The 15,586-nt window shown below is 68.4% G+C and carries 16 protein-coding genes; 11 read left to right on the top strand and 5 right to left on the bottom strand.

Annotated elements, in window-relative coordinates:
- Nucleotide 1: 1 nt before the first annotated feature.
- Together A5747_RS14340 and A5747_RS14345 are read right to left on the bottom strand one after the other, a co-directional pair.
- Nucleotides 2-709, bottom strand: coding sequence for a type 1 glutamine amidotransferase (locus tag A5747_RS14340; RefSeq protein ID WP_076125254.1), 708 nt, complete (start codon nucleotides 707-709; stop codon nucleotides 2-4).
- Nucleotides 702-1,931 carry a Mur ligase family protein gene (locus A5747_RS14345; protein ID WP_076125256.1) on the bottom strand — a complete coding sequence of 410 codons (1,230 nt, stop codon included), beginning with the start codon at nucleotides 1,929-1,931 and terminating at the stop codon, nucleotides 702-704. Before A5747_RS14345 ends, A5747_RS14340 begins: the two co-directional genes overlap by 8 nt.
- 130 nt (nucleotides 1,932-2,061) lie before the next feature.
- Between A5747_RS14345 and A5747_RS14355 the strand changes: the two genes are divergently transcribed.
- Nucleotides 2,062-3,054 (top strand): DEDDh family exonuclease, encoded by a 993-nt coding sequence (locus A5747_RS14355; RefSeq protein ID WP_076125258.1) that lies wholly within the window; start codon nucleotides 2,062-2,064, stop codon nucleotides 3,052-3,054.
- 5 nt (nucleotides 3,055-3,059) lie between these two features.
- Here A5747_RS14355 and leuA read toward each other — a convergent pair whose 3' ends face one another.
- Together leuA and A5747_RS14365 are read right to left on the bottom strand one after the other, a co-directional pair.
- Complete coding sequence (gene leuA / locus A5747_RS14360) at nucleotides 3,060-4,919, bottom strand: 2-isopropylmalate synthase (protein WP_233148047.1); 1,860 nt, start codon at nucleotides 4,917-4,919, stop codon at nucleotides 3,060-3,062.
- An 84-nt stretch (nucleotides 4,920-5,003) separates the two neighbouring features.
- Nucleotides 5,004-6,224, bottom strand: a complete 1,221-nt coding sequence (locus A5747_RS14365) for a DUF4185 domain-containing protein (RefSeq protein ID WP_076125262.1) — start codon at nucleotides 6,222-6,224, stop codon at nucleotides 5,004-5,006.
- Between the two features lie 290 nt (nucleotides 6,225-6,514).
- On the opposite strand from A5747_RS14365, the gene A5747_RS14370 reads away from it, so the two are divergent.
- From A5747_RS14370 to A5747_RS14390, 5 genes are all read left to right on the top strand, one after another.
- Entirely contained in the window at nucleotides 6,515-7,369 is an 855-nt protein-coding gene (locus A5747_RS14370; protein WP_083667679.1) for a C1 family peptidase, read from the top strand.
- 57 nt (nucleotides 7,370-7,426) lie between these two features.
- Nucleotides 7,427-8,440 carry a hypothetical protein gene (locus tag A5747_RS14375; protein WP_076125264.1) on the top strand — a complete coding sequence of 338 codons (1,014 nt, stop codon included), beginning with the start codon at nucleotides 7,427-7,429 and terminating at the stop codon, nucleotides 8,438-8,440.
- 113 nt (nucleotides 8,441-8,553) lie between these two features.
- The gene (locus A5747_RS14380) at nucleotides 8,554-9,819 is read left to right on the top strand and encodes an aspartate kinase (protein WP_076115624.1); all 1,266 of its coding nucleotides are present in this window, start codon (nucleotides 8,554-8,556) and stop codon (nucleotides 9,817-9,819) included.
- Nucleotides 9,819-10,853: an aspartate-semialdehyde dehydrogenase gene (locus A5747_RS14385; RefSeq protein WP_076125266.1), complete on the top strand. Its 1,035-nt coding sequence runs from the start codon at nucleotides 9,819-9,821 to the stop codon at nucleotides 10,851-10,853. The genes A5747_RS14380 and A5747_RS14385 overlap by 1 nt, the downstream gene beginning before the upstream one ends.
- Before the next feature lie 7 nt (nucleotides 10,854-10,860).
- Nucleotides 10,861-11,991, top strand: a complete 1,131-nt coding sequence (locus tag A5747_RS14390) for a DUF4185 domain-containing protein (protein WP_076125268.1) — start codon at nucleotides 10,861-10,863, stop codon at nucleotides 11,989-11,991.
- Between the two features lie 2 nt (nucleotides 11,992-11,993).
- Here the strand turns inward: A5747_RS14390 and A5747_RS14395 are convergent, their stop codons facing one another.
- Nucleotides 11,994-12,323 (bottom strand): hemophore-related protein, encoded by a 330-nt coding sequence (locus A5747_RS14395; RefSeq protein ID WP_076125271.1) that lies wholly within the window; start codon nucleotides 12,321-12,323, stop codon nucleotides 11,994-11,996.
- Nucleotides 12,324-12,441: 118 nt separating this feature from the next.
- Between A5747_RS14395 and A5747_RS14400 the strand changes: the two genes are divergently transcribed.
- From A5747_RS14400 to A5747_RS14420, 5 genes are all read left to right on the top strand, one after another.
- On the top strand, nucleotides 12,442-13,398 hold the full coding sequence (locus tag A5747_RS14400) for a carbon-nitrogen hydrolase family protein (RefSeq protein ID WP_076125453.1): 957 nt from the start codon (nucleotides 12,442-12,444) through the stop codon (nucleotides 13,396-13,398).
- 46 nt (nucleotides 13,399-13,444) lie between these two features.
- Nucleotides 13,445-13,819 (top strand): hypothetical protein, encoded by a 375-nt coding sequence (locus tag A5747_RS14405; RefSeq protein WP_076059498.1) that lies wholly within the window; start codon nucleotides 13,445-13,447, stop codon nucleotides 13,817-13,819.
- A gap of 137 nt (nucleotides 13,820-13,956) precedes the next feature.
- Nucleotides 13,957-14,322: a hypothetical protein gene (locus A5747_RS14410; RefSeq protein WP_076125274.1), complete on the top strand. Its 366-nt coding sequence runs from the start codon at nucleotides 13,957-13,959 to the stop codon at nucleotides 14,320-14,322.
- Nucleotides 14,323-14,379: 57 nt separating this feature from the next.
- The gene (locus tag A5747_RS14415) at nucleotides 14,380-14,808 is read left to right on the top strand and encodes an organic hydroperoxide resistance protein (RefSeq protein ID WP_076059501.1); all 429 of its coding nucleotides are present in this window, start codon (nucleotides 14,380-14,382) and stop codon (nucleotides 14,806-14,808) included.
- Between the two features lie 20 nt (nucleotides 14,809-14,828).
- Complete coding sequence (locus tag A5747_RS14420) at nucleotides 14,829-15,476, top strand: sensor domain-containing protein (RefSeq protein ID WP_076125277.1); 648 nt, start codon at nucleotides 14,829-14,831, stop codon at nucleotides 15,474-15,476.
- The last annotated feature ends 110 nt before the right edge of the window (nucleotides 15,477-15,586 follow it).

The following is a 15,586-nucleotide window of genomic DNA, read 5'->3' on the forward strand; positions in this document are numbered from 1 at the left end:
GTTAGCGCACCGCCAGTCGTTCGCGGCGCAGCAGCTCCACCTCGGGCAGCTGCAGCGGTTCCAGCTCGCCCACCACCTTGCTCAGCAGCAGGTCGGCCAGCTCCGGGTTGCGGGCCAGGCACGGCCCGTGCATGTACGTGGCGACCACACTGCCCTGGACCGCGCCGTCCATGCCGTCGCCGGCCCGGTTGCCCGCGCCCTTGACCACCGCGCCCAACGGTGCGGCCGCGGCCCCCAAAACCGTTCCGCCGCGGTGGTTTTCGAAGCCCGTGAGGCGCTGGGTCAGGCCGGCCAGCAACGGCTTGGTCACCAGCTCGCCGATGGTGCGCTTGTCCTGCGGTGCTGTCGTCAAATCCAGCATGCCCACCCCTTCGACCCGTTCCCCGGCCGATGTCTCGTACCAGTGCCCGAGCACCTGGATGGCCGCGCAGATCGCCAGCACGGGTGCGCCGCGGTCCGCCGCGCGCTGCAGTCCGGGGTGCCGGATGAGGTGCCTGGTGGCCAGCCGCTGCGCGTAGTCCTCGGCCCCGCCCAGCGTGTAGAGGTCCAAGGATTCCGGCACCGGATCGGCCAGCGTGATCTCGACGATCTCGGCGTCGATGCCGCGCAACCGCAGCCGCTGGCGCAGCACCAGGGCGTTGCCGCCGTCGCCGTAGGTGCCCATCACGTCGGGCAGCACCAGCCCGATCCGCACGCTCGAGTCAGCCATGGCGCGCCAATGCCCGCTGCAGCTGAAGGAACGCGGTGTAGTTGGCGACGACCTCCACCCGCCCCGGCGGGCACGACGCGATGGCCGCCACGGTGTCGTGCACCAGGGTGTGGTCGACGCCGGCATATCCCAGCCGCACCGCCAGGTCGGTGCCGCGTTCCCCGGCGGCGACTACCTGGGTGTCCTCGAAATGCTCGAAGCGCACGTCCCAGAGCCAGGACAGGTCCTCGCCGTCGGGCACCTGCCCGTTGACCGCGATGACCACGCCAGCCGCGTGCTTGTCCACCATCGACAGCGCCTCCTGCCAGCCCGCCGGATTCTTCGCCAGCAGGATCCGCGCATCGTGCGCGCCGACGCGGACCGTGCGGTAGCGCCCGGCGACCTCGTCGACCGCCGAGACGGCCGCGACGGCCCGGGCCGGGTCCGCGCCCAGCGCCACGGCGGCGGCCACGGCCTGGGCGGCGTTGCCGCGATTCACCGCGCCCGGCAGCGTCAACCGCATCGGCAGGGCCACGCCGTCGGGCCCGTACAACGTCTCGTCGTCGAACCACCACTGCGGGCTGGGCCGCTTGAAGTCGGCGCCGGTCGAATACCAGTGGCCGTGCTCGCGGACGATGACCTCGCCGCTGCGCGGACAGCTCACCGAGTCGTTCGCCCACGCCCCACCCGCGGCCACCCACACCACGTTCGGGCTGTCGTAGGCGGCCGACGTCATCAGGACGTCGTCGCAGTTGGCGACCACGACCGCGCGCGGGTGCCGGGCCAGGCCGGCGCGCAGCGTGCGTTCGATCACGTTGATCTCGCCTACCCGGTCCAGCTGGTCGCGCGACAGGTTGAGCAGCACGATGACGCTGGGTTCCACCGCATCGGAGACGTGCGGCACGTGCATCTCGTCGACTTCCAGGACCGCGAGCGGCGCGTCGCGGTTGGCTGCCAGTGCGGCGATCAGGCCGGCGTCCATGTTGGCGCCCTCGGCGTTGGTTGCGACGGCGCCGAGCGTGCCCAAGGCCGCGACGGTCATCCGGGTGGTGGTGGACTTGCCGTTGGTTCCGGTGACGACGACGGTGCGCCGGCCCGCGCCGAGCTGACGCAGGATCGAGCGGTCGAGCGTCATGGCGACCAGGCCGCCGATCATCGCGCCGGCCCCGCGCCCGGTGACCCGCGACGCCCACCGCGCGCTCGCTCCTGCGGCGAGTGCCAGGCGTGCGCGGGTGGTGACCACCCGCGCAGTTTAAGGGCGATCGCAAGCGCGGCGCTCGGCGCCGGGTGCCGCGGGTCGCCCTCATCGATTTAGTTGACGACACGGCGCGCAGCGAACCGGTGATGTCGGTCCGACGTGCAATCCTCAGGCTATGAACGGGGTGTCCTGGGGTCGCCCGGCAAGCGAGCCGGACGGGGGTTGGGCCGTCATCGACGTCGAGACATCGGGCTTTCGCCCAGGTCAGGCGCGGATCATCAGCCTCGCCGCGCTGGGCCTCGACGCCGACGGCAACGTCGAGCAATCCGTCGTCAGCCTGCTGAACCCGGGGGTGGACCCCGGGCCCACCCACGTGCACGGCCTGACCGCCGCGATGCTGGAGGACCAGCCGCAGTTCCGCGACGTCGCCGGCGACGTGATCGAGGTGCTGCGGGGCCGCACGCTGGTGGCCCACAACGTCGCCTTCGACTACGCATTTCTCGCCGCGGAGGCGGAGCTCGCCGAGGCCGAACTGCCGGTCGACAGCGTCATGTGCACGGTCGAGCTGGCCCGCCGCCTTGACCTCGGCATCGACAATCTGCGGCTGGAGACGCTCGCGGCGCACTGGGGCGTGACGCAGGAGCGGCCGCACGACGCCTTCGATGACGCGATGGTGCTGACCGGGGTGCTGGCGTCGGCGCTGGCGCGGGCGCGCGAACGCGACATCTGGCTGCCGGTGCGTCCGGTGACCCGCCGCCGCTGGCCGAACGGCCGGGTGACCCACGACGAGCTGCGGCCACTGAAGGTGCTGGCTTCCCGGATGCCCTGCCCGTATTTGAACCCGGGGCCCTACGACCCGGGCAGGCCGCTGGTGCAGGGCATGCGGGTGGCGCTGGCGGCCGAGGTGCGCCGGACCCACGAGGAACTCGTCGAGCGGATCCTGCATGCCGGGCTGGCCTACAGCGACACTGTCGACCTGGAGACCTCGCTGGTGGTGTGCAACGACGTCGCACCCGAGCAGGGCAAGGGCTTTCTGGCCCGCAAGCTGGGCGTGCCCGTCGTGACCGATGCGCAGTTCATGGACTCCCTGCGCGGTGTCCTCGGCGGCACCAACATGGAGGAATTCGTCGACGTCACCACCGTCGACGAACAGCTCGCGCTGTTCTGAGCGGGTTAATTGCGGGAGGCGCGATTGACCGCTGACACCACGGCCCGCAGCGACGCCGTCGTGATCGACGGCGCGATGCCTACACCCCACACGGTCCGGCCGCCCACCGACGCCTCGACGTAGGCCGCGGCCTGCGCGTCGTCGCCGGAGCTCATCGCGTGCTCGGAGTAGTCCAGGACGGCCACCTCGAACCCGACCTTGCCCAGCGCGTGGACGAAAGCGGCCAGCGGGCCGTTGCCGACGCCGGTGATCTCGGTCTCGACCCCGTTGATCTTGACGGTCGCGGCGATGCTGGTCGGACCGCCGTCCTCCTCGGAGGTGTCGACTCGCTGCTTCATCCGCTCCAGCGGCCGCACCGGGGCGAGGTACTCCTCGGAGAACGCGTCCCACATCTCCTTCGGCGAGACCTCACCGCCCTCGCCGTCGGCGATCTTCTGGATCACTTGGGAGAACTCGATCTGCAGACGCCGCGGCAGGGCCAGGCCGTGGTCCGCCTTCATGATGTAGGCCACCCCGCCCTTGCCGGACTGCGAGTTGACCCGGATCACCGCCTCGTAGGTACGCCCGACGTCCTTCGGGTCGATCGGCAGATACGGCACCTGCCAGAGCATGTCCTCGACGTCGGAGTCCGCTTCGTCCGCGTCGATCTTCATCTGATCCAGGCCCTTGTTGATGGCGTCCTGATGGCTGCCGGAGAACGCGGTGTACACCAGGTCCCCGCCGTAGGGGTGACGCTCGTGCACCGGCAGCTGGTTGCAGTACTCCACTGTGCGGCGGATCTCGTCGATGTTGGAGAAGTCGATCTGCGGGTCCACGCCGCGGGAGAACAGGTTCAGCCCGAGCGTCACCAGGCACACGTTGCCGGTCCGTTCCCCGTTGCCGAACAGGCAGCCCTCGATGCGGTCCGCGCCGGCCTGATAGCCCAATTCGGCTGCGGCGACTGCGGTTCCGCGGTCGTTGTGCGGATGCAGGCTCAGGATGACGGACTCGCGGTTGGCCAGGTTGCGGCTCATCCACTCGATCGAGTCGGCGTAGACGTTGGGCGTCGCCATCTCCACGGTGGCGGGCAGGTTGAAGATGATCGGGTTGTCCGGTGTGGGTCCGATGATTTCGCCGACGGCGTCGCACACATCCTTGGCGTACTCGAGTTCGGTGCCGGTGTAGGACTCCGGCGAATACTCGAACCGCCACTGGGTGCCCGGGTATTTGGCGGCCTGCTCGACGCACTTGCGCGCGCCGTCGGTCGCGATGGCCTGCACCGCGGCGCGGTCGGCGCGAAAGACCACGCGCCGCTGCAGGATTGACGTCGAGTTGTAGAAGTGCACGATGGCCCGCGACGCGCCCTCGCACGCCTCGAACGTGCGCTCGATCAGTTCCGGTCGGCACTGGGTCAGCACCTGGATGGTGACGTCGTCGGGAACGGCGCCGGCGGTGATGATTTCGCGGACGAAGTCGAAATCGGTCTGGCTGGCCGACGGGAACCCGACCTCGATCTCCTTGTAGCCCATGCGCACCAGCAGGTCGAACATGCGGCGCTTGCGGGCCGGGCTCATCGGGTCGATCAGCGCCTGGTTGCCGTCGCGCAGATCCACCGCGCACCACAGCGGTGCGGTGTCGGTGACGCGGTCGGGCCAGCTGCGGTCGGCGAGCCGAATGGGCTCGACCTCCTCGAAGAACGGTCGGTACCGATTGATCGGCATCGACGAACCACGTTGGGGATTCCACACGGGCTGACCGGGTGCGGGTGGGCCCGCGGGTTGGACGACGGTCCGCGCCGACGTATAGGCGTCGGGACCGGAAGGCTGGGAAAAACTTGTCACGGTAGTTGCTCCGGGGGTGTCAGAAGGAACCTCAGACCGGCGCATCGCGAACGCCCGCGACGGGAAGCCGGTCTGGATCAGACCCCGTCGCGGCGTCCGAGGAGGAGCACCCGCTGCACGTAGAGCACTCTACCGCGCTCGGCCCGGCGACCGAAATCGAGCGTCGTGGGCCGTGGTGTCCTTGAGTGTGACCCTGAACTGCATCGTCCGGTACGGCCACCCCGTCGCGGTGTTCCACTGCGACACCACCAGGCCGACGCCGCCCTGAACGTCCAGCCGTGAGCCGGGCAGAACATATCCGCCGTACAGTTGGGCGACCTTATTGGCCGCGAGGTCTTGGGCGTCCCAGGTTGTCCCGACCACCGGCGTCTGGACCTCGGCTTCGTACAGATTGGCGGTCGGCGAGTCGATCGTGCGGTACCCCAATGCGTATCCCGAGGACAGGAAGCCGCCCAGGATCCAGGTGCCGGTATCGAGCCTGCGCAAGGTCAGCTCGCCCCACGTTTCGGCCGGCGGCGTGATGGGCGTGGGTGCGTTGCCCCACGCCCACTGGTTGTCGGCCCAGCCCCAGCCGGAGTATTTGGTCCTGTCGCCGATATCGCCCGGACGCACGCGGCGCAGGATTACGCCCTTGTCTCGCTGGAACCCCGTGGAAACGACGTACACCCAGCCGTCGTCGGGGTTGTAGTCCCACGACCACAGCTGCGCGCAGCCGTTGTGCAGCGATGCGGGAAACCTTGCCCGGGCGCCCATCCGCCGCCAGCTGACGCCGTTATCCACGGAGGCCCAGATCCCGGTCCAGATCACGTTCCCGAAGCCGCGGTTGACGATGGCATGCAGGTACATCGTCTGCCCGACGACCAGGACGTCGGACGGAATCACGGTGCTGATCCCGCCCCGGTTCCACGGCGCGCCGTCGTGGACGTAGGGCCACAACTGCCGCGCATAGTTCGGGTCGGCGCCGCCCGCGTACTCATAGCGGATCTGATCGTTGGCGTCCCCGCTGCCGACCAGCGCGACCGGAGCGCGCCAATCACCCTGTCCAACGGTGCGGCCCGAGAAGGTATCCCCGAACACCGATACCAGCTTGCCGTTGGGCGCCACCGCGCAAACGCCCAGGTCGGTGCAGGTAACACCCCACGTGTCGGTGATGCCCGGGCCGGTGATGTCCCCCACGTAGCCCTCGGCCGACGGCAGTGCGGCGCGCGGTTTCGTTGCGACACAGCCACTTTCGCGCTTCCACCTATATACCGTGGAGGCGCTGACGCCGCTGTTGGCCGCAATCGTGGACACCTTCTCGCCCGAGCGGACTCTCCGCAGCACCTGTTTGCGCAACGCCGCCTCGTGCATCGCTCCTCCGCTAGCGTCCCGGCCGAGTCGTCGCACCCCTCGGACTCGACGACGACTCCCACAACGTCTTTACCCCCAACAATGCGGAGGACCTGCCACCGGGGGCACGAGTAGCGGGCTACCTGTGTCTTCCTCGGCGATCCGCCGACCGGCCTGCTCGACCGAACTCGGCGCGGGGCCTACTCGTCGGGATGGCGTAGTTGGCCGAGAAATCAGGTGGTGCACTACGCATGCCGTCCCTAGGTCTGGGCTCCTACGGTCGACGCACCACAGGAGATTTGGAGGTTGCAATGACCACTTTGCAAGAGACCAGCCACGTCAAAAGCCGCGTCAAAGGCGACGCGCAGGCACAAGACTGGAGTCACGTTCGCGGTTTCGGCTGGCGCCCACAGCTCCCGGATGCGCGCGACATGGTGTACACCGCCAGGCTTAGGGACCTGCCGCCCAGCGAGTACGACCTGCGTCCGTCGATGCCAGCGGTCTACGACCAGGGACAGCTCGGATCGTGCACCGGAAATGCCATCGCCGCCGCGATGGAGTACGAGCGGGATCGGCAGGGCCTATCCGATTTTGTCCCTTCGCGGTTGTTCATCTACTACAACGAACGCGCGCTCGAAGGAACCGTGTCCAGCGACTCGGGCGCGGTCATCAGGGACGGCATCAAGGTAGTGAACCGCGAGGGCGTTTGCCCGGAAACGTTGTGGCCGTACGACATCGGTGTGTTCACGGTGAAACCGCCGAAGCGTTGCTACGTCGCCGCGAAGAAGGACAAGGCGGTGCAATACGAGGCGATCCAGACGTTGGGAGACCTCAAGGATGCGATCGCCTCGAATCTGCCCGTCGTTTTCGGGTTTACCGTGTACCAGAGTTTCGAATCGCAGCCCGTCGCTCAAACGGGTGTGGTGCCCATGCCCAAACGGGGTGAGGCCACGGTCGGCGGCCATGCCGTAGTCGCCGTCGGCTACTCGGATCCCAAGAGCCACTTGATCGTTCGCAACTCGTGGGGACCGTCGTGGGGCGACCACGGATACTTCTACCTGCCCTACGAGTATCTGACCGGTTCCAAGGCCAGCTCCGATAGCTCGCCCATCAACGGGGCGCACTTGGCGAGCGACTTCTGGGCGATCCAGATGGTTTCGCCGTAGCACCTCACCGCACAACGCACCCGGACGTGATGCAGCAGCTCGAAGGGAACTCCGGCCATGTCGATAGCACAGGTAAGCAACGATCTCCTCCTCGAACGCATCACGTACCGGGTGCCCCACGAGGCGCCCGCCCCCATCCCGTGGCCGGATGGGCTGGCGCCGCGCGGCGCCCCCTATGGCCGCCCGGCCGACGCGCCGCTGCCGTCCTGCGACGTCCTGGTGGTGACCTGGACGGCGGCCGAGGGGCAGGCCCTCGCTGACGTGCTGACCCCGGGAATGCCGCGGGCGAGCTGGATGCCCTACGCCCATCGCTGGGAGAGCTTCCAGACCGAACTCACGGCGCGTTCGCCGGCCCGCGAGGCCGGCTGCCTGGGCTATGTGGCCCGGGTCCGGATCGGCAACGTCGACGCGCTGGCGGTGAAGTCGGAGCTGCACCTGGCCACCGACGCCGTTTCGGCGCCGATCGTGGCGCTGTGGCGGCAAATGGTGAGCGAAGCCCAGCCGAAGCTGGTCATCACCACCGGAACCGCGGGAGGCATCGGGACGGCCACCCAGCTCGGCGACGTCTTCGTCGTCACCAACGCCAAGTTCAACTGCGCCAAGGCATTCAAGGACAAGCCCTGGGCCCAGCGACTCTTCACCGGGCCGGGGCTGTGGGGCGGCGGGCACGCGTCCGCCTTCGATGCCCTGGTGGCCCCGAACGCGGGACGGCTGCATCCGCTGGTCACCCGCCCGCCGAGGCTGACCTTTGGCGGTCCCCTGGGCGGGGTGGAAACCGTCGACTACTTCGGCTTCGCCAACACCAGCGACTCGTTCGGGATCGTCCACAACTACCCCGGCGCCCGGACGGAGGAGATGGACGATGCCACATTGCCGCTGGCCCTCGCCGATCTTGCGGACCCGCCCCAGTGGTGCTCGATTCGCAATGCCAGCGACCCGCAGGTCTCTGCCGAGATCGGCGACCTCGAAGCCCAGGCGCGCTGGGCCACCGAGATCTACAAACGCTACGGCTACTGGACGTCCCTGGGCTCGGCCATCGCCACGTGGGCGGTAATCGCCAACCTCAACTGAGGGCTTCGCGGCCCGGTCGCTGAGGCAGCGGAATCGACAGCGGAAAAAATGAGGCGCCGCCACACGTATTCTGTTTTGGACCTCCGATCACCTTCCGGACCGAAAGAACAACAGTGGCGCTCGTCGTGCAGAAGTACGGCGGATCCTCGGTGGCCGACGCCGACCGGATCCGTCGCGTCGCCGAACGCATCGTCGAGACCAAGAAACAGGGCAACGACGTCGTCGTGGTGGTCTCCGCGATGGGTGACACCACCGACGACCTGCTGGACCTGGCTCAGCAGGTGTGCCCCGTCCCGCCGCCCCGGGAACTCGACATGCTGCTGACGGCCGGTGAACGCATCTCCAACGCGCTGGTGGCCATGGCCATCGAATCGCTCGGCGCGCACGCCCGGTCGTTCACCGGGTCGCAGGCGGGCGTCATCACCACCGGCACCCACGGCAACGCGAAGATCATCGACGTCACGCCGACGCGGCTGCAGTCGGCACTCGACGAGGGCCGGATCGTTTTGGTAGCCGGGTTTCAGGGGGTCAGCCAGGACACCCGGGACGTCACCACGCTCGGCCGTGGCGGTTCGGACACCACGGCGGTCGCGTTGGCCGCCGCGCTGGGCGCCGACGTCTGCGAGATCTACACCGACGTCGACGGCATCTTCAGCGCGGACCCGCGAATCGTGCACAAGGCCCGCAAGCTCGACACGGTGACGTTCGAGGAGATGCTCGAGCTGGCCGCCTGCGGGGCCAAGGTCTTGATGCTGCGCTGCGTGGAATACGCACGCCGCTACAACATTCCGGTGCATGTCCGGTCGTCGTACTCGGACAAAGAAGGCACCGTCGTCGTCGGATCGATCAAGGACATAGCCATGGAAGACCCCATCCTGACCGGAGTCGCGCACGACCGCAGCGAGGCCAAGGTGACCGTCGTCGGCATACCCGACATCCCCGGGTACGCGGCCCGGGTGTTCCGGGCCGTCGCCGACGCCGACGTGAACATCGACATGGTGCTGCAGAACGTCTCCAAGATCGAGGACGGCAAGACCGACATCACCTTCACCTGCTCCCGCGACAGCGGCCCGACGGCGGTCGCGAAGCTGGACGCCCTGCAGGAGGAGATCGGCTTTTCCCAGCTGCTGTACGACGACCACATCGGCAAGGTGTCGCTGATCGGGGCCGGCATGCGCAGCCATCCCGGCGTCACGGCGACCTTCTGTGAGGCGCTGGCCCAGGTGGGCGTCAACATCGAGCTGATTTCGACGTCCGAGATCCGGATCTCGGTGCTGTGCCGCGACACGGAACTGGACAAGGCCGTCGTGGCGTTGCATGAGGCGTTCGGGCTGGGCGGCGACGAGGAGGCAAGGGTGTACGCGGGGACGGGTCGCTGATGGTCGCGCTCGGTGTCGTGGGTGCCACCGGTCAGGTGGGCCAGGTGATGCGCAGGCTGCTCGACGAGCGGGATTTTCCCGCGACGTCGGTGCGGTTCTTCGCGTCGTCGCGCTCGCAGGGCCGCAAGCTGCCCTTCCGCGGTCAGGAGATCGAGGTCGAGGACGCCGCGACGGCGGACCCGAGCGGCCTCGACATTGCGCTGTTTTCCGCCGGCAAGACGATGTCGCTGGTGCAGGCGCCGCGATTCGCCGCCGCCGGTGTCACGGTGATCGACAACTCGTCGGCGTGGCGCAAGGACCCCGACGTGCCGCTGGTCGTGTCGGAGGTCAACTTCGCCCGCGATGCCGCCAACCGGCCCAAGGGCATCATCGCCAACCCGAACTGCACCACCATGGCCGCGATGCCGGTGCTCAAGGTGCTGCACGACGAGGCTCAGCTGGTGCGCCTGGTGGTCTCGAGCTACCAGGCGGTGTCGGGCAGCGGGTTGGCCGGCGTCGAGGAGTTGGCGACGCAGGCGCGCGCGGTGGTCGGCGAGGCCGAGGAACTGGTGCACGACGGCGGCGCGATCGAGTTCCCGGCGCCCAAGACCTACGTCGCGCCGATCGCGTTCAACGTGGTGCCGCTGGCCGGATCGCTGGTGGACGACGGATCCGGGGAGACCGACGAGGACCAGAAGCTACGCCACGAGAGCCGCAAGATCCTGGGCATCCCCGAACTGCTGGTCAGCGGCACGTGCGTGCGGGTTCCGGTGTTCACCGGGCACTCGCTGTCGATCAACGCCGAATTCGCTCGGCCGCTGTCGCCGGAGCGCGCGCGGGACCTGCTCGACGGCGCCCCGGGCGTGAAGCTGGTCGACGTCCCGACGCCGCTGGCCGCCGCTGGCGTCGACGAATCGCTGGTCGGCCGGATCCGGCAGGACCCCGGCGTCCCGGACGGGCGGGGGCTGGCGCTGTTCGTCTCGGGCGACAATCTGCGCAAGGGCGCGGCGCTGAACACCATCCAGATCGCCGAGCTGCTCGCCGCCGAACTATAGTTCCCGGGTGAGTTCGGCCCGGGCCGCCCTGCTAAGCGTTTTGTGTTTGGTTGCGCCCCAGCCTGTTTGGCTTGCCCACGCCGATCCGCCGGCTCCAGAGCCCGAGCCGGTGCTGCAGCCGCTGGCCCCGGGTCAGGTGCTGCGAATCGGCCCGACGGCCGGCACCGGGACCCCCACCCGCGACTACGGCATCGGGGCCACCGATCTGTGCGAGTTCGTCGCGTTCCCCACCGAGCTGCTGCAGGTGTGCGGCGACAGCTTCGCCGGCCAGGGCGTCGGCTTCGGTGGCTGGTACTCGCCGGTCGCGTTGCGCGTCGACACCGCGTCGGTCGACGATCCCGCCGGGGTCCGCTACACCGGCGTCACCGGAATCAATACGCCGCTGTTGGCCGATCCGACGCCGCCGGGGGACTCGCAGCTGCCCGCCGGGGTGGTCGAGATCAACCGCCGCAACTACCTGATGGTGACCACTACGCACGACCTGGAGCCGCAGAACTCCCGGCTGGTCGCGGCCGAACCGGTGCGCGCCGGCTGGCAGACGGTCCCAGGCTCCCGGCGCGTCGCTTCGTATCAGGACGGCTCGCAGACGCAGATCAGCGGGTACTACGACCCGGTCCCCACGCCCGATTCGCCGAGCGGGTGGGTGTACATCGTCGCCAACAGCTTCACCCGCCGCCGCCCGGTGGTGCTGTATCGGGCCACGCCGCAGTCGTTCACCGACAGGTCCCGGTGGCAGGGCTGGGCGGCCGGACCCGACGGCGGGTGGAACAAGCCGCCGACACCGCTGTGGCCCGACCAGGTGGGCGAGATGTGCATCCGGCAGATCGACGGCAAGGCGGTGCTGTCGTATTTCAATGCCAGCACGGGAAACATGGAGGTCCGGGTGGCCAACGACCCGACGTCGCTGGGCACCGCGCCGGTGACGACGGTGGTGCAGCACGACGAGTGGCCCGAGCCGGCGGAAAGCCTGCCGCCCCCCTACGACAACCGGCTCGCGCAACCGTATGGCGGGTACATCTCGCCCGGATCCACCCTCGATGAGCTTCGAATTTTCGTCAGCCAGTGGGACACGCGAGCGCGGGTGAGCGCGCCGTACCGGGTGATTCAGTTCGCGGTGAACCCGTTCAAGCCGGAGTGAGCTCAGAAGTTATTGCAGGTGTCGAAAGCCGTTTTAAGGATCGGTATTAACGGTTGATTCTCTGGGTTGCTCACCGTCAGCTGCGCCAACCGCTGGCGTTCAGGCGGCGGCGCGGCGAGAAACCGGCGCAACCCGGCCTGCATTTGCGGCGATGAGTTCAACATCGAGACATACTGCGGATCTTGAGCATTCAGCGCCGCGGCGACTTGCTGGTAATTGCAGGTCGTGTTGACGGCCGACCCCAGATCGGGATCCGCGGATGCGACCCCAGCGGTCAACGACACTGCCAGGCTGCCAACCACTAGACCCATTCCGGCCAACAGTTTGATCATGTGGACTCCCTCCCTCCAACTGATCGCATCAACCCTAGTCGGCTCGCCCCAATCAATGGCGGAAATCGTCGCTACTTCGTCCTTGCTGTCATTCGGCCCGCCGGGTGAGCATCGATACATGGAGATAAGCCAGCGCGCTGCCGCCGTCCAATTAGACGCCGTCCCCGCCGATGTCGGCGCCAACCTCGCCGCCGTCGAGCGCCTGGTCGACGAGGCCGCAGCCGCGGGCGCCACCGTGATCGCCCTGCCGGAGTTCTTCACCACCGGCATCGGCTTTCTGCCGGAACTCGCCGATGCCGCCCTGCCACCGGATGGCGAAGCCACCGAACTGCTGTTGGGCCTGGCCCGGCGCCACGGCGCCATGATCGGCGGGTCGTTCTTGGCCAGGGATACCGACGGGCACGTGCGCAATGCCTACTTGCTGGTGACCGCGGAGGGCGTGGCCGGTCGCCACGACAAGGACTTGCCCACCATGTGGGAGAACTCGTTCTACATCGGCGGCCACGACGACGGAATTATCCCGGCCGGCGAGTTCACCGTGGGCGCCGCCATGTGCTGGGAGCTCATGCGCACGCAGACGGTGCACCGGCTCCGCGGGCGCATCGACCTGGCCATGACGGGGTCGGGCTGGTGGTCGGTTCCCCGCTGGCACCCGTCGCCGATCTTCCGCCGCATGGAAACCCGCAACGCGGCAACCGCGCAGCACGCGGCCGAGTCCTTCGCCGCCTATGTAGGCGCGCCGGTGCTCCATGCGGCGCACGCCGGCGCACTGCGATGCCGGATGCCTTGGCTGCCAATCGATTACAGCGGCCGATTCGAAGGCGCAACCATGATCGTCGCCGCCGACGGTACGGTGCTCGCGTCCCGCGCCGCCGACGAGGGCGCGGGCGTCGTCGGCGCCGATATCGTGATCGGCCGTCGAGCACCGAAAGCACAACCGCCGAAAGGCTTTTGGCTGCATCGCCGGGGGGCCCTTCCGGCCGTAACGTGGAACTACCAGCGACTGCACGGCAGGCGCTACTACCGCCGTCATGTGGCTGCTCAACCAGGGTTTCAGCTCATAGCTGGTACTTAACTAACGCATAGCCGCAACCATTGTTTACCCCCGCATCATGTGTCTCATGAGTGAAACACCTGAAACCCCCACTGTGCGGAGTTCCACCGCAACTGCACCGGCGGCGGCCACCGAGCCGGCGCTCTACCGGACCCCCCGGGTCTTTATCGCGGCGGCCTGGGTCGCCATCGTCGCCGGGATCGTGTTCATCGTCTCGGTCATCTTCTTCACGGGGATGGCGCTGGGGCATCACGGCGGTCACCACCACCATCACCACCACAAGCACCACGCGATGATGCACCGATTCGGCCCCGGCGGTCCCGGTGGCGGACCCGGCGCGAACGCTCCAGGTGCACCGGCACCCGCACCCGGAGCCGTGACGCCCGGCGCTCCCGGCCCCAGCCAGGTTCCGTCCTCGGTAGCTCCGTCGCGGACGCCGTAGGGGGAGAGTTCCACACCGTCCACGTGCTCGCGGGGTGATAGGAGGACCCGGCGGGCCGCCAACTGAATACCAAGTAGCCCGGCGCTCCCTCGAGCGCCGGGCTACCCGTCGTAACGGGCAGAGGGCAGGATCGAGGCATGAGCGAAACACCTGAACCATCAACTCAGCCGACTTCCGCCGCCGCAGCTCCGCCGCCAAGGGTCAAGCCGCCCGCGCTCTTTGTGGCCGCGGCATGGGTGGTGATCGTTGCCGGGGTCGTCTTCATCCTCGCCACCGTGTTTTTCGCCGGCGCCATGGTCGTCGGGTACAACCATCACTGCGGTCACCACCACCACGGGATGATGTACGGCCCCGGCGGCCCCGGCGGCCCCGGCGGACCCGGTGGCCCGCCGTGGGGCGGGCCGTGGGGATATGGACCCGGTGCCCCGAGTGGTCCCGCGCAGTCGCCGACCACCAGTGCCCCCGCGCCGGCCCCGAACACGCAAGGCACTCCGCGGCCCTGATATCTGGGGGGCAACGACATTCGCCGCCGGGCAGCGGTCCTGGCATGATCGAGACCCATGACCATTGAAGTCGTTTACACCACGGAATCCACTGCGACCGGCGGCGGCCGCGACGGCCACGTGAAGTCCGACGACGGCCGGATCGACCTGGAAACCCGGCCGCCGAAGGCGATGGGCGGCAGCGGCGAAGGCACCAATCCCGAGCAGTTGTTCGCCGCCGGGTATGCGGCCTGCTTCCTGGGCGCGCTGCGCCTGGTCGCCGGCAAGTCAAAGGTCACGCTGGACGACGCCACCAGCGTCAGCGTCGAAATCGGGTTCGGAAAGGATTCCGCGGGCGGATTCGGGCTGACGGGCAAGATCGTCGGCCACCTGCCCGGCGTGGAACAAAGCGTCGCCGACGATTTGGTGGAGCAGGCGCATCAGGTGTGCCCGTACTCCAAGGCCACGCGCGGCAACGTCGACGTCGACGTCTCCGCCAAGGTCTAGCCGGGCCATTGGATCGGAGCATGCGGATCTGCGCCGCGGTGGCGACGATCGCCGTGACCGTGGGCGCCGCGCCGGCGATCCCGGTGGCAAGCGCCCACCCGTCGGAACCCGGGGTGGTCTCCTACGCGGTGCTCGGCAAGGGGTCCGTCGGCAACATCGTCGGCGGGCCGATGGGCTGGGAATCGGTCTTCACCCAGCCGTTCCAGGGTTATTGGGTTGAAGTCGCGGAATGCAACAACTGGGCCGACATCGGATTGCCCGAGGTGTACAACGACCCCGACCTGGCGTCGTTCAACGGGGCCACCACGCAGACGTCGGCCAACGACCAGACCCACTTGGTCCGGCAGGCGGTCGGGGTGTTCGCGAACAACGACGCCGCGTCCCGGGCGTTCCATCGCGTGGTGGACCGAACCGTCGGTTGCTCGGGACAGACGACCGCGATGCATTTGGACAACGGCTCCACCCAGGTGTGGTCGTTCGACGGCGGGCCGGCCACCGGCACCGACGCCAACTGGACCAAGCAGGAAGCGGGTACCGATCGGCGCTGTTTCGATCAAACCCGGCTGCGCGAAAACGTGTTGCTGCAGGCGAAGGTCTGCCAATCTGGCAACGGCGGGCCCGCCGTCAACGTGCTGGCCGGGGCCATGCAGAACGCGCTGGGTCAGTAAGCGGGCCGGGAATATGTCGGGGCGATCTGGAAGATGAAGTGACGGTGGCTATCGTCCCGATAGCCGCGAACAGGGCGCTCGGCGATCCATGGCCGGGCGCGGAGGGATCG

Source organism: Mycobacterium sp. IS-836 (assembly GCF_001954275.1).
In the GTDB taxonomy this organism is placed as follows: Bacteria; Actinomycetota; Actinomycetes; order Mycobacteriales; family Mycobacteriaceae; genus Mycobacterium.

Bases quoted from the DNA above. Each gene is read 5' to 3' on its own strand.
- A5747_RS14340 (WP_076125254.1), bottom strand. From the start codon at position 709: ATGGCTGACTCGAGCGTGCGGATCGGGCTGGTGCTGCCCGACGTGATG.
- A5747_RS14355 (WP_076125258.1), top strand. From the start codon at position 2,062: ATGAACGGGGTGTCCTGGGGTCGCCCGGCAAGCGAGCCGGACGGGGGT.
- leuA (WP_233148047.1), bottom strand. From the start codon at position 4,919: ATGCGCCGGTCTGAGGTTCCTTCTGACACCCCCGGAGCAACTACCGTG.
- A5747_RS14365 (WP_076125262.1), bottom strand. From the start codon at position 6,224: ATGCACGAGGCGGCGTTGCGCAAACAGGTGCTGCGGAGAGTCCGCTCG.
- A5747_RS14370 (WP_083667679.1), top strand. From the start codon at position 6,515: ATGACCACTTTGCAAGAGACCAGCCACGTCAAAAGCCGCGTCAAAGGC.
- A5747_RS14375 (WP_076125264.1), top strand. From the start codon at position 7,427: ATGTCGATAGCACAGGTAAGCAACGATCTCCTCCTCGAACGCATCACG.
- A5747_RS14385 (WP_076125266.1), top strand. From the start codon at position 9,819: ATGGTCGCGCTCGGTGTCGTGGGTGCCACCGGTCAGGTGGGCCAGGTG.
- A5747_RS14395 (WP_076125271.1), bottom strand. From the start codon at position 12,323: ATGATCAAACTGTTGGCCGGAATGGGTCTAGTGGTTGGCAGCCTGGCA.
- A5747_RS14400 (WP_076125453.1), top strand. From the start codon at position 12,442: ATGGAGATAAGCCAGCGCGCTGCCGCCGTCCAATTAGACGCCGTCCCC.
- A5747_RS14405 (WP_076059498.1), top strand. From the start codon at position 13,445: ATGAGTGAAACACCTGAAACCCCCACTGTGCGGAGTTCCACCGCAACT.
- A5747_RS14410 (WP_076125274.1), top strand. From the start codon at position 13,957: ATGAGCGAAACACCTGAACCATCAACTCAGCCGACTTCCGCCGCCGCA.
- A5747_RS14415 (WP_076059501.1), top strand. From the start codon at position 14,380: ATGACCATTGAAGTCGTTTACACCACGGAATCCACTGCGACCGGCGGC.
- A5747_RS14420 (WP_076125277.1), top strand. From the start codon at position 14,829: ATGCGGATCTGCGCCGCGGTGGCGACGATCGCCGTGACCGTGGGCGCC.